At 63.0% G+C, this 12751-nt stretch carries 9 protein-coding genes; 5 read left to right on the forward strand and 4 right to left on the reverse strand.

Annotated elements, in window-relative coordinates; all coding sequences use genetic code 11:
• Window positions 1-46 precede the first annotated feature (46 nt).
• The 3 genes from purH to ACQ66J_RS08350 all read left to right on the forward strand — a co-directional run bounded on the left by purH (window position 47) and on the right by ACQ66J_RS08350 (window position 4344).
• Window positions 47-1642: a bifunctional phosphoribosylaminoimidazolecarboxamide formyltransferase/IMP cyclohydrolase gene (gene purH / locus ACQ66J_RS08340; protein ID WP_430431241.1), complete on the forward strand. Its 1596-nt coding sequence runs from the start codon at window positions 47-49 to the stop codon at window positions 1640-1642.
• 79 nt (window positions 1643-1721) lie between these two features.
• Complete coding sequence (locus tag ACQ66J_RS08345; protein WP_430431242.1) at window positions 1722-2615, forward strand: dienelactone hydrolase family protein; 894 nt, start codon at window positions 1722-1724, stop codon at window positions 2613-2615.
• 118 nt (window positions 2616-2733) lie between these two features.
• Entirely contained in the window at window positions 2734-4344 is a 1611-nt protein-coding gene (locus tag ACQ66J_RS08350; protein WP_430431243.1) for an alanine/glycine:cation symporter family protein, read from the forward strand.
• A gap of 50 nt (window positions 4345-4394) precedes the next feature.
• On the opposite strand, the gene ACQ66J_RS08355 is transcribed toward ACQ66J_RS08350, so the two are convergent.
• Window positions 4395-4838 (reverse strand): VanZ family protein, encoded by a 444-nt coding sequence (locus ACQ66J_RS08355; protein WP_430431244.1) that lies wholly within the window; start codon window positions 4836-4838, stop codon window positions 4395-4397.
• On the opposite strand from ACQ66J_RS08355, the gene bioB reads away from it, so the two are divergent.
• Window positions 4837-5838: a biotin synthase BioB gene (gene bioB, locus ACQ66J_RS08360; RefSeq protein WP_430431245.1), complete on the forward strand. Its 1002-nt coding sequence runs from the start codon at window positions 4837-4839 to the stop codon at window positions 5836-5838. The genes ACQ66J_RS08355 and bioB overlap by 2 nt on opposite strands.
• Window positions 5839-5850: 12 nt before the next feature.
• Here bioB and ACQ66J_RS08365 read toward each other — a convergent pair whose 3' ends face one another.
• From ACQ66J_RS08365 to ahcY, 3 genes are all read right to left on the reverse strand, one after another.
• Window positions 5851-8313 carry an ATP-binding protein gene (locus ACQ66J_RS08365; protein WP_430431246.1) on the reverse strand — a complete coding sequence of 821 codons (2463 nt, stop codon included), beginning with the start codon at window positions 8311-8313 and terminating at the stop codon, window positions 5851-5853.
• A gap of 188 nt (window positions 8314-8501) precedes the next feature.
• The gene (locus ACQ66J_RS08370; protein ID WP_430431247.1) at window positions 8502-8954 is read right to left on the reverse strand and encodes an energy transducer TonB; all 453 of its coding nucleotides are present in this window, start codon (window positions 8952-8954) and stop codon (window positions 8502-8504) included.
• Window positions 8955-9064: 110 nt separating this feature from the next.
• Window positions 9065-10483 (reverse strand): adenosylhomocysteinase, encoded by a 1419-nt coding sequence (gene ahcY, locus ACQ66J_RS08375; protein WP_430431248.1) that lies wholly within the window; start codon window positions 10481-10483, stop codon window positions 9065-9067.
• Window positions 10484-10760: 277 nt separating this feature from the next.
• Here ahcY and ACQ66J_RS08380 point away from each other — a divergent pair, with 277 nt between their 5' ends.
• The gene (locus ACQ66J_RS08380) at window positions 10761-12677 is read left to right on the forward strand and encodes a hypothetical protein (RefSeq protein ID WP_430431249.1); all 1917 of its coding nucleotides are present in this window, start codon (window positions 10761-10763) and stop codon (window positions 12675-12677) included.
• Window positions 12678-12751 lie beyond the last annotated feature (74 nt).

The following is a 12751-nucleotide window of genomic DNA, read 5'->3' on the forward strand; positions in this document are numbered from 1 at the left end:
TCGTTGCTGGCGTAGATTGAAGAGCGCCGAATGGGAGGACGTTTCCATGGATGCTTCTGGCCTCGCCCCGCTCAAGCGGGCTCTGATTTCTGTTTCCGACAAGACCGGTCTCGCCGAGCGCGCCGCCAAGCTGGCTGACGCCGGGGTCGAGCTTTTGTCGACGGGCGGCACCTTGCAGGCGCTGCGCGATGCTGGCCTGGACGCGCGTGACGTCTCCAGCGTCACCCAATATCCAGAAATGATGGATGGCCGGGTGAAAACCCTGCACCCGCGCATTCATGGCGGGCTGCTGGCGCGCCGGGACAATGAGGATGATCTGGCGGCGATGGCCGAGCATGGCATTCCTCAAATCGATCTTCTGGTGGTCAATCTTTACCCGTTTGAAGAAACCGCACGCTCCGGCGCCGATATCGACGCCTGCATCCAGAAGATCGATGTGGGGGGCCCGGCGATGATCCGCGCAGCCGCCAAGAACCACCATCATGTGGCGGTCTGCACCGATATGCGCGATCTCGACAAGGTGCTCGAAGTAATGGCTGAACATCACGGCCAGACCACGCTGGCGATGCGCCGGCATCTGGCGGGCAAGGCGTTCGCCCGCACCGCCGCTTATGACAGCGCGATCGCCGCGCGGTTCGAGCCGGAAGTGGAAAAACCCGCCCATAGCTGGTTCACCATTGGCGGACCGCGGCTTGAAAAACTGCGTTATGGCGAAAACCCGCACCAGGATGCGGCGCTGTATCAGGCGCCGGAGCAGCGTCCCGGCGTTGTGTCCGCGCGCCAGATTCAGGGCAAGGCGCTATCTTACAACAATCTCGCCGATGCTGATGCGGCGTTCGAGCTGGTCAGCGAGTTTGATCCCGAAGAGCGCGCCGCAGCGGTGATCATCAAGCACGCCAATCCGTGCGGCGCAGCGGCGGCGGACGATCTGGCGACCGCTTATGAGCGCGCGTTCGCAGGCGATCCGATTTCTGCGTTTGGCGGCATCGCCGCTTTCAACCGTACGCTGGACGCCAAGACGGCTGATGCGATCACCAAGATCTTCACCGAGGTCGTGATCGCGCCGGATGCGGATGAAGCGGCGCTGGATATCCTGTCCTCCAAGAAAAATGTGCGCGTGCTTCTGACGGGCGCCCTGGCTGATCCCACCCAGCCGGGCTGGACGACCAAAGCGGTGGCCGGCGGCCTGTTGGTGCAGGAGCGTGATACCGGCCATGTGTTGGCTCAAGACCTGAAAGTGGTCACCAAACGCGCGCCCACCGAAGAAGAGCTGGCGGACATGCTGTTCGCCTGGCGCGTGGTCAAACACGTGAAGTCCAACGCTATCGTCTTCGCAAAAGGCGGCACGACCGCAGGCGTCGGCATGGGCCAGACGTCTCGCGTGGAAGCGGTGCGCCTCGCCGCCCGCAAGGCCGAGGACGCCGCCAAGGAAAATGGCTGGGACGCACCGCGCACGGCTGACTCCGCGTGCGCCTCAGACGCCTTCTTCCCCTTCCCTGATGGTTTGCTGGAGGCGGCCAAGGCTGGCGCGCGCTGCATCATCCAGCCGGGCGGGTCGGTGCGGGATGAAGAAGTGATCGCGGCGGCGGATGAAGCCGGTCTGGCGATGGTCTTCACCGGCATGCGTCACTTCCGTCATTAAACGCGATTGACGCTGTGATCTTGGCGTTCGTCCCTGATGGTCTTAGGTCTTGTATCATGATCATCAGGGGCGAGCCTTCATGGACAAGCTGATCTGGGTTCTGGCCGTCGTCGGCGCCGGTGTTCTGGCGTTTGCGCTGCACATCGCCTGGTCTTTGTATCGGCGCTTGCGCGGCCAGCATCTGGCGCGCAAGCCCTTCGCCGATCATGTCGCCTTTCTCGAGCCATATGTGCGGGTGTCCTATCCGCCGGGCGACGGCCCGTTTCCAGCCGTCTTGTTGTTTCATGGCTGCGGCGGCGTGCGTCAGGTCACCGAGAATTACGCCGCGCTGGCGGTGAAGTCCGGCGTGGCGGCGGTGATTGTGGACAGCCTTCGCGCCCGAAACATCTCCTATGAAGAGGCGCTGGCCCAGGTGTGCACAGGGCACAAGCTCTGGGGCCGTGAACGGGCGGCTGATGTCTACGCCGCGCTGGAGCTTGTGCGCCACGATCAAAAGATCGACCCGCAGCATCTGGCGCTGGCGGGGTGGAGCCATGGCGGCTGGACGCTTCTGGACGCGCTGACGCTGGCGCAGATGAAGCGCCAACCCGATGGATTGGCGGATGCGCCGGAACATCCGTTTGCGGGCGTGGCTGGCGTCTTTCTGTTTTACCCTTATGTCAGCGGGCCGTCGCTGGCGGTGCGCAACGACTGGCTGAATACCATTCCAGTGGAAGCGGTGCTGGTGGAACGTGATTCCATGGCCAGCGAGGCGGACGCCTCGGTCGTCTTCATGCGCGCCAGGCAACACGGCGCCCCCGTCAGCTGGTCGGTTCTGGGCGGGGTGACGCACGCCTTCGATGAGCCGGATCATCATCCGGACTCCACGTTGCGATATGACGCCCAGGCGACTCAAGAGACCGAGGGACGATTTCTGGATTTTCTGTCCCGACGGCTGGAACAGAGCCCTGACACGCGAAAAACCGCGTCCTGAAATCCACAATTCTTCAGAATATGACGGTCATGTAACCCGTCATTGCTGAAGGAACGCTTTGATTTCGCGCTCATCCCGTTAATGTCTGCGGCGACTTTGTGTTCGGGGAGCGACACCAATGGAACAGTTTTACGCGCTAGTTGACCAGGTCAGCGCGGCGATTTGGGGCGGGCCGATGATCCTGCTCCTTCTCGGCACCGGCCTGTATTTCATGATCCGTTTGCGGCTGCGGCCGCTGCGGCGGCTTTTCCCGGCCTTCGGCGAGTTGTGGGCCGGCCGTAAGGGCGGCGGCGGCGCGGGTGACATCACCCCGTGGCAGGCTCTGTCGACGGCCCTGTCCGGCCAGGTAGGTACAGGCAATCTCGCCGGCGTGGCGACGGCGATCTCTCTGGGCGGCCCGGGGGCCGTGTTCTGGATGTGGATCACGGCGCTGGTCGGCATGGCCGCGGCCTATGCTGAATCCAGCCTTGCGGTGCGCTATCGCGAAACCCACCCGGACGGCCGCGTTCATGGCGGCCCGATGTATTACATCAAGAACGGACTGGGTAAGCCTTGGGGCTTCCTGGCGGTTTTGTTTGCGGTCGGAACGCTGTTTTCTGCTGTCGCGACCGGCAACATGATCCAGTCCAACTCGATCACCCAGGCGATGACTGAGGCGTCCGCGCCGTTTTCTGACTCCATCCCCTGCCAGATCTCGGTGGGCCGCAGCGCGGTGGAAATCGGCGGCGCGTTCGTCAACGCCTATTCCTCGGCCTGCTCGGTTCAGGATGCACTGGCCAATGGCGGCCTTGTGTCCGTGGAACGTTCAGGGCAGACCTTCGAGCTGCCGGCGGAATCCTTCACCGTGATGATCGCCAACTGGGTGCCGGGCCTCATCCTGGCCATTCTGGTGTTCATCGTGATCATCGGCGGCATCAAGTCCATCGGCTCGTTCGCCGGCAAGGTCGTGCCGTTCATGGCGGTGGTTTATCTGATCAGCGCTATGTTTATTCTGGCGCTCAACGCCCCGGCGCTTCCAGGCGCGATCGGCTTGATCTTCACGGACGCCTTCACCGGCACTGCCGCCACGGGCGGCTTTGTGGGGTCGTCTATCATGATTGCGCTGCGGTTCGGCGTGGAGCGGGGGCTGTTCTCCAATGAGGCGGGTCAGGGCTCCACGGCGATCGCTCACGCCGCCTCGCAAACCAATTCCCCAGTGCGGCAGGGCGAAATCGCCATGCTGGGGACGTTCATCGACACCATTGTGATCTGTACCATGACGGCGCTGGTGATCCTGGTGGTCCAGGGCGCTTATCCGAACGGGGGCGATACGGTGGGCTTCGCTTGGCAATCTCAGCTGGAAGCGTCTGAAGTGACGACCGCCGTGTTCCGCGAAAGCGCCATTCCGTTCGGCGGCATACTGATCGCGGTTTGCCTCACAATGTTCGCGTTCACCACCATTCTGGGCTGGTCCTACTATGCCGAGCAGGCGCTGACCTATCTGGTCGGTGACTGGGCGACCAAGCCGTTCCGCCTGATGTGGGTGGTGATGGTGTTCTTTGGCGCGCTGCAGCAGGTGGACTTCATCTGGAAGTTCGGCGGCATCGCCAACGCCGCCATGGCGGCGCCCAACCTGATCGCCATATTGCTGCTGTCTGGCGTGGTGATCGCCTACACCAAGAAGGCTGACGAAGAAGGGCAGGGCTCCAACCCGTCAATGGTCGAGCCTGACAACAAGCCGGGCGAATAATCCGCCTGACCTACTGAGAAAACCCCCGGCGTCCGGCGCCGGGGGTTTTTTTATGATCGGGCGATGGTTTGCAGAACGCGGGCATAGGCCTGCTGCAGGGCCTCAGCCGCCAGCAGTCCGATGAGGATTCCGATCAGATCGGCGACGAGGTCCGCCAGAGACGCTGTACGGCCCCAGCCGGTCAGGCTCTGTCCCAGCTCGATCGCCAGGCCGTAGGTCAGCAAGCCAAGGGCGCCGGTCCGGCGCGTCATAGCCGGCCATGCTGCAAACAAGAGCACGGTCAGAACGATGAAGGCCATGATATGGGACAGCTTGTCCCAGCCGATCAGGCTCGGTTCTCCTGGCTCCCCCGGCAGCAGGGCGATCGTGAAGACGGCCAGACACGCGGCTCCGAAAACGCTGCGGCGCACACCCGGACTGAGATTGGCGACTTGCCGCGCGCCCCCCCGCTTCTTACCGTCGCCGTCGTTTTGTACAGGTCCAGAGGCGCTCATGTCCCAACTTCTCAATGATCTCGACCAATTGGCCGTCCCGCGTCATGACTGGACCCGCGCCGAGGTCGCCGCCATCCATGACGCGCCGTTTAATGATCTGATCTTCGCCGCGCAAAGCCTGCACCGCCAGGGCCATCGCCCAAATACGGTCCAGAAATCACGCCTGCTGTCGATCAAGACCGGCGGCTGCGCGGAAGATTGCGGCTATTGCAATCAGTCCGCCCATTTTGACACCGGTCTTAAGGCGTCCAAGTTGATGGATCCCGAAGAGGTCGAGAAAAAGGCGCAAGAGGCCAAAGATCAAGGCGCCACCCGGTTTTGCATGGGCGCCGCCTGGCGCGAGCTGAAAGAGCGTGACGAGCCGAAAATCCACGACATGATCCGCCGCGTGAAAGCGATGGGGCTTGAGACCTGCATGACGCTCGGGATGCTGGGCGACGGACAGGCGGAGCGCCTGGCGGCAGCAGGGCTCGATTACTACAATCACAATCTCGACACCTCGCCGGAATACTACAAGCAGATCATCACCACCCGCACCTGGGACGACCGGATCGACACCCTGTCGAAAGTGCGCGCGGCGGGCATGAAGACGTGCTGCGGCGGCATTATCGGCATGGGCGAAAGCAAGGAGGACCGGATCGGGCTTCTGGCGGAGCTGGCGAGCTTGCCGGTTCACCCTGAAAGCGTGCCGGTCAATCATTTGGTGGATGTGGACGGGACGCCGCTATCGGGCTCTCAACCGCTGGACGGGCTCGATTTCGTCCGCGCCATCGCCACGGCGCGCCTGATCATGCCCAAGAGCGTGGTGCGTCTGTCTGCAGGCCGCGAGACCATGTCACGCGAGCTTCAGGCGCTGTGCTTCCTGGCAGGCGCCGGGTCGATTTTCGTCGGCGATGAACTGCTGACCACGCCGAACCCGGACGAGAACACGGATGCGTCCCTGTTGTCTGATCTGGGCCTGAAAGCCGATCAAACAGAGCTTGCGAGCGCGGGCGCCTGACGCCCGCCCGGGTTATTCTGCGCTCAGCGAATGACTGCCGGGGAGGTCCAGCTCGGGGGCGGATTGAGAGCTGGTGATGCGGGGCAAATGGCACGTTACGCGTGTGCCTTCGCCCGGCTCGCTTTCCAGCTCCACCCAACCCCCATGCAGGCGGATAATGTCGTTGACCAACGCCAACCCCAGGCCTGCGCCGCCGCCATCACCGCGTTCAAAGCGCTCAAAGATCTTCGCCTGACGGTCAGGCGCGATGCCGACGCCGTCATCGGCGACCCAGATGGAGACATCCTCGCCGGTGACGTCTGCGCCCACTTCCACCGCGCCGCCGGGATTGACGTGATCCATGGCGTTGGTCAGCAGGTTGTAGAAGACCTGTTTGAGGCGTTTGGCGTCCGCGCGGACAAGCGATCCGTCCTCGTCGGCGTTCAGCGACAGCTTGATGCCCGAATGTTCGGCGCGCGAAGCGATCAGCTCAGAGGATTCCTCGGCCAGGGCGTGCAGATTCACATCGCCCAGCTCCAGCTCCAGCTGGCCGGCGTCAATGGCGGCGATGTCCAGAATATCGTCGATCAGCTTACCCAGCTGGCCAGACGCGGTCTGGATCGCGCCCATATGCTCTTTCTGACGATCTGACAGATCGCCCGCGAAACCGCCCGCGAGAAGATCGGCATAGCCATGGATCGTGGTCAGCGGCGTGCGCAGCTGATAGCTCACATGTTCGACGAACTCGGTCTTGATGCGCTCTGACGCTTCCAGCGCTTCGGCGCGGTCACGCAAGGCGGATTCAATGCGGCGGCTGTCGGTGATGTCGTCCCAGGCGATCACGGTCGCGCCGTCGGGCAGCGGCCGTGTCAGCCAGGTCAGCACAGACTGGTCGGCGCGGCGGATTTCGCCGGTCATCGCCTTGCGCGATTCCGGGCTGGGATCGGTGATGCGGGCTTTGAGCTGCCCCCAGGCCTCGCCATTGTCGTAAAGCGGCTGGCAGGCGGTGACCACATCATCAAAATGCACGCCGTCCAGCGTATCGGGGTCGAGCTTCCACAGCGTTTCAAAGGCGGCGTTGCGTAGTTTCAGACGCCCGTCAGACCCGAACACCGCGACCGCTTCATGCAGCTTGTCCAGCGTGGCGCGTTGCACCTTGATTTGCGTGTTGTAGCGCGCCTGCAGCGACAGCTGGTCGGTCATGTCTTCAAAGATCACCAGCAGACCGCCCATCGGGTGACGCTGGCGCGCCACGCGCAGGGTGCGGCCATCAGGCAACGCCCATAGCTCGTCCGGTTCAGCTTCCGAGCCCGGCGCGGCTTCATAGCGCGCCAGCTCGGCGGTGCGCCATTGGCTGTAATCGGCTTGTTCGGGCAGACGGCGTTTCTCGCGCAAGCGGTCCAGCAACACGCCATGCGCCGGGCGGTCATTGAGGAAGGCTTCTTCCACATTGAACATCTGGCTGAAGGCCTGATTGTAAAAGACCAGCTTCTTGGCGCGGTCAAAGATCGCGACCGCCTCGGTCATATGGTTCAGCGTCAGATCGTGTGCTTCGCGGAACCGGTTCAGCGCCGCTTTCGCCTCTTCGCCATCGGTCACGTCCACGGCGAAGCCTGCGACGCCGCCTTGCACAGGATAGCTGGTCACCGACATCACCCGGCGCTGTCCCGCCAGCACCACGCCGCGGGCGCTGGTGCGGGTTTCGACGGCGTTGAGCACATCACGCGCCTGATCGCCCAGGCTGGGCTCTAACAGCATCTGCCGCTCGATCACTTCGGCCACATCCCTGGCCTCAACCGCTTTGACATAAGCGGCGTTCACCCAGGTCAGCCGGCCTTTTTCATCCAGACGCCAGGCCGGAACCGGATTGCGGCCCATCATGTCCATGAAGCCGATAGGATCATCATGACCTGTTGCGTCCGCGCTCTGCGCGGCGTTTTCGGCCTGACGCAAGGCGGTGTCGGTCAGCCAGATCACCAGTTGGCGCCCGGCGGGGCGGCCATCGACCTGGATTTGCCGTCCAGACGGGCCGGAGATGGTCAACGAGAACGGCGCGCCGTCGCTCATCAGGGCGCGGGCGCGATCGCGGAAGCTCGTCGTGTCGCCATTGGCCGTGCGAGCGGTGAACTCGGAAATACTGTCGAGGATATCGGTGGCGATCTGGCCGTTCGGACCGCCAGACTGGCTCAGCTCTGCAAATTGCAGCAAAGAGGCGAGCGCCGCGGGCGAGCCATAAAGCCTGGGCGCGGACCAGTGCTCGGCGTCAGCTTTCGGCGCACCGTCCCAGACCACCACGACGCCGGGATGGGCGGCGAACAGGCTGTCATTGCGTTCAGCGCGGTCTTCTGCGGCCAGGATTCGGTCGCGCCAGAGCTTGCGGGCCTTGCGGGCGCCGGCGGTCAGCCTGTAGGCCCAGACCGAGGACGCCAAGGCGAAGGCGACCGAGCCGCCTGTGACGATGAGAGTGGCCAGTTGTACCGGTTCGGCTGCGGTCATGTCGCGCCATATCCCCAATTGCCTGGTGCGCCATCCCGCTGAAAACGCGCACACGTGCGAATCACATCTTACCGGAAGGTGAATTGAGACGCGATGGGGGGTGGAATCCCGAACGGGCTTTGTAAGGGTTGCGTTGTGGACAAGGTCAATAAAGGCTTAAAATTCAGCGTTTGCTAAACTATTCTGATTCAGCGAATCCGCACTTCGCCTTGGGTGAATTCAAACAAGACCACGCATCCGACCAAATGCGCGCCCTCGCTAAGGGGCGCAAACCGCCAGGCCTCCACCGCGCGTCGGGCTTCGCGGTCAAAGCTGCCGCCGGGCACGCCGCGCGCGACAGTGACGTTTTCGGTCTCGCCCGCTTGCGCCACGTCAAACTGCACAATCGACCAGCCTTGCAGCCCGCGTGACCAGCCCCGCGCCGGATAGTCGGGCAGGTTGGCGTCGATGGCGCGCAAGGGCTCGCCCGCGCACTGATCCGAGCTCGCAGCCCGCTCCACATTGGGCGGAACCGGCATGTCGGAGGTGGCGATGAAGGGCTGGGACCGTGGATCAGCGATCGGGTTCAGCGCTTCGGGAGAGACGCAGGCGGCCAGCACAAGCGGCAAGGCGAGACAGATCGGAGGCAAGATTTGGCGCATGCCGCGCACAGTGTGACGGGACGGCGGGAAGGGCAAGACGCAGGCGTGAAAAACCCCGCCGGATCGCTCCGGCGGGGTTTCAGATTCAGTCGACTGTGAGACTCTAGCGCCTAGTAGCGATAGTGCTCGGCCTTGAACGGGCCTTGCTGCTCGACGCCGATATACTCGGCCTGCTCGGTGGAGAGCTCGCTGAGATTGGCGCCCAGCTTTTCAAGGTGCAGGGCAGCGACTTTTTCATCGAGATGCTTGGGCAGGATGTAGACCTGGTTCTCGTACTGATCGCCGCGGGTCCACAGCTCGATCTGGGCCAGCACCTGGTTGGTGAAGCTGGCGGACATCACGAAGCTGGGGTGGCCGTTGGCGTTGCCCAGATTCACCAGGCGGCCTTCGGACAGCAGGATGATCTTGTTGCCGTCGGGGAATTCAACCAGATCGACCTGCGGCTTGACGTTGGTCCATTGGAAGTTCTTCAGCGCCTCGACCTGAATCTCATTGTCGAAGTGACCGATATTACACACGATCGCCATGTGCTTCATGGTGCGCATATGGTCGACGGTGACGACGTCCTTGTTGCCGGTGGCGGTGACGACGATGTCGATATCTTCGATCACGTCTTCCAGACGCACCACGGCGAAGCCGTCCATGGACGCTTGCAGGGCGCAGATCGGGTCAATCTCGGTGACCGAGACGCGGGCGCCGGCATTGCGCAGGGATTCAGCGGAGCCTTTGCCCACATCGCCATACCCGCAAACGACGGCGGTCTTGCCGGCCATCATCAAATCGGTGCCGCGGCGGATTGCGTCCACCAGGCTTTCACGGCAGCCATACCGGTTGTCGAACTTGGACTTGGTCACGGAGTCGTTGACGTTGATCGCAGGGAAGGCCAGCTCGCCTTTCTTGGCGAGTTGGTACAGGCGCATCACGCCGGTGGTGGTCTCTTCAGACACGCCCTTGATGGCGGCCTTGGCTTTGGCGAACCAGCCCGGCGACAGCTTGATGCGGTTGCGGATGGTCTGGAACAGGAAGGATTCCTCTTCAGACTTCGGCTCGCCCAGGAAGTTCGGGTCCGCTTCCGCTTTCTCGCCCAGCTGGAGATACATGGTGGCGTCGCCGCCATCATCGAGAATCATGTTGGCGGTTTCGCCGTTCGGCCAATGGAAGATGGCGTCGGCGTATTCCCAGTATTCTTCCAGCGTTTCGCCCTTATAGGCGAAGACCGGAATGCCGCGCTCGGCGATGGCGGCGGCGGCGTGGTCCTGGGTGGAGAAGATGTTGCACGACGCCCAGCGCACATCTGCGCCCAGCTCGACCAGAGTTTCAATCAGCACCGCGGTCTGGATCGTCATGTGCAGCGACCCTGCGATGCGCGCGCCCGCCAAAGGCTTTTTGCCTTTGTACTCTTCGCGCAGGGCCATCAGGCCAGGCATTTCAATTTCGGCCATCTCAATTTCCAGCCGGCCCCAGCGAGCCAGCGAAAGGTCTTTGACATAGCGGTCGTCGCCAGTGTTGGCGGCATTGAGCAGGGTCATGGGAAGGGGCCTTGTTTTTGACTTCGATCAGGTCAGAGCCTGATGGTTCCATATGAGACAGCGCACCTCTTAACACGCGTCCCAAAACGGGCAAACCATCTGTCGTACTCATCGTGAATGGGTGGAAAAACGCGTCACTTCTTAAAAAGGTCCTAAATCTGTATAAACTTTGTGGTAAGATTTTTGCTCGGGACCTGTGATATGGGCTCTTGCGGCATGGCCGCAGGAGACGCCGAGGGGCGGCGGACCTGAGCGACGGACTGAGGGGACTGTTGAAATGGCGAACTTGCCTACCGCTTATGCAAGCCAGGATTTTGGACGCAAGACGCTGGATTTCTACGCCGCCGCCGGCGAGGTGAGCGGGGCGGATCCGCGCGCGCGCGCCGATGAGCACAGCCTGACCGATTATGACGGCGCCAAGCATACCGTGCGCGTGATGGACCGTGATTTCGCGCTCGAAGCCGGCGACCAGGCCTCTGTCCTGCGCATGCAGACGGGACCGTCCCGCCGGTCCCGGCCTGTGGCCGTGGTCAATCACACCCGTCAGGGCTGGTCGCGCACCCATCCCGGCGCCAGCGCAATGCTGTCGCGCGCCGGCGTCGCCCGCAACGTCAACTGGTTCCTCACCGTTCTTCTGTTCGCGCTCGCCTCTCTGGTGATGGTGTGGCCGTATCTGCGCACCTTCCTCGTCGAAGTGGACCCGTCCCTGTTCGGCGCTGCGCCGTCCTTCAACATTTTCGCTCTGGCGCTCAGCGCTTTGCCCGATCTGGGCAATTGGAGCTTTTCGCAAACTGTCAGCCCGGTCAGCGCATTGATTGCGCAAAGCGTCCCATCCATGGCGGAGCAAGCGGATCAGATTGTCTTTTACGCCCTGTCCGGCCTGGCCGCGCTGGTGGTGTTCGCGACGCGGTCCTGGCGTTTGCTGTGGGCGCCCTTGTTTGTGGGATTGGTCGCCGCCGCCGCATTGGGGCTTGGCGGCGTCACCGACGCGCCGGGCTACGCCGTCATCGCTTATGGTCTCTCTGCTGTGATCTTTGTTGTCGGCGGGCTGATCAATCGTATTCGCGATGCAGCGCGTCTGGAACGACGCATCGCCCTGCTCGCTGATCACCTCCAGCGTCATGCGCCTGAGGAGACCATCGCGCGCACCGATGCACCTGACACTGAAGCTGACACGCTAGAAGACACCGCCGAAGAGACGACTGAAGATGTTGCGTCGATGGCGGCCGTCGCGGCGCCGGTCAGCGCCGCGCTCAGCGAAAGCCCTGACGAGACCCAGACTGACGAACTCCAGACTGACGAAACCCAAGCTGACGACCCCCAAATGGAGACGGCTGACGAGGCGGCGGCGGATCTGTCTGATGACACGGATATCGCCGTCGCCGAAGCGGACGCGTCGGCTGACGTATTGCCTGTCGAGGAAACGCCAACAGACGCAGAAGCCGCGGCGCCTTCAGAGCCGTCTGAGCAGGATGCTAACGGCGAAAGCGTGGAGGACGTCTCGACCGTCTCCGTAGGCGCTGAGGTCGAGGCTGAAGGCGTCGCTGACCCTGAAGGTCCCGCCGAAGCCGAGGCTGAAGCCATCAGCTCGGATCAGGATGAGACCGCCCCCGCACTTGTGGAGGCTGAGACGCCCACCGAAGAAGAGGCGGGAACGGTCGACCAAGAGATCGCTGTCGACGCCACTGCCGATGCTTCTGTCGCCGTTGGGAAGCCGGACGCAGAAACAGGCGATGCTGCGCCAGAAGAAGCGGATGACGTCGAAGCCGAACTTGAAACGCCCAGCGACAATGATGCTGAGGCTGACGCCGTAACCACTCAGGCGGCTGAAGACGTCGAACCTGCGCTGTCAGTCTCCGCAGAAGCCCCCGCCGTCGATGAAGCCGGTGACGCGCCGGACGCTGAGCCTGAGCTCGCCGGGCTGGAGGCTGAAGAAGCCGAGCGGATGAAAAATGATCCGCGCTATGCCGCGCGCGCCATTGTGTTGCCTTCGCCGCCGCCCATGCCTTCGGCTGAAGACAGCGAAGGCGACGGACTTGCGCCCGCGCAGCCCACCACACGCGAAACGCGCGAGCTGCGTCCAAGCGAGCCGCTGACCACCCGGGTGCTGTCGTTGTTTTCCAATCCGGTCGTGCCGCCCGCGCCGCCGGCGCCGCCCGCCCCGAGCCGGTCGCAAGAGGATGAAGACGCCTGATTGGGCGCAGCCTCTGACCCATACACAATAACGCCGCCGGAAAATCCCGGCGGCGTTTTTCATGCGGGCATGAT

It is taken from the genome of Oceanicaulis sp. (assembly GCF_965284345.1).
Classification (GTDB): domain Bacteria; phylum Pseudomonadota; class Alphaproteobacteria; order Caulobacterales; family Maricaulaceae; genus Oceanicaulis; species Oceanicaulis alexandrii_A.

Bases quoted from the DNA above. Each gene is read 5' to 3' on its own strand.
- purH (WP_430431241.1), top strand. From the start codon at position 47: ATGGATGCTTCTGGCCTCGCCCCGCTCAAGCGGGCTCTGATTTCTGTT.
- ACQ66J_RS08345 (WP_430431242.1), top strand. From the start codon at position 1,722: ATGGACAAGCTGATCTGGGTTCTGGCCGTCGTCGGCGCCGGTGTTCTG.
- ACQ66J_RS08350 (WP_430431243.1), top strand. From the start codon at position 2,734: ATGGAACAGTTTTACGCGCTAGTTGACCAGGTCAGCGCGGCGATTTGG.
- bioB (WP_430431245.1), top strand. From the start codon at position 4,837: ATGTCCCAACTTCTCAATGATCTCGACCAATTGGCCGTCCCGCGTCAT.
- ACQ66J_RS08355 (WP_430431244.1), bottom strand. From the start codon at position 4,838: ATGAGCGCCTCTGGACCTGTACAAAACGACGGCGACGGTAAGAAGCGG.
- ACQ66J_RS08365 (WP_430431246.1), bottom strand. From the start codon at position 8,313: ATGACCGCAGCCGAACCGGTACAACTGGCCACTCTCATCGTCACAGGC.
- ACQ66J_RS08370 (WP_430431247.1), bottom strand. From the start codon at position 8,954: ATGCGCCAAATCTTGCCTCCGATCTGTCTCGCCTTGCCGCTTGTGCTG.
- ahcY (WP_430431248.1), bottom strand. From the start codon at position 10,483: ATGACCCTGCTCAATGCCGCCAACACTGGCGACGACCGCTATGTCAAA.
- ACQ66J_RS08380 (WP_430431249.1), top strand. From the start codon at position 10,761: ATGGCGAACTTGCCTACCGCTTATGCAAGCCAGGATTTTGGACGCAAG.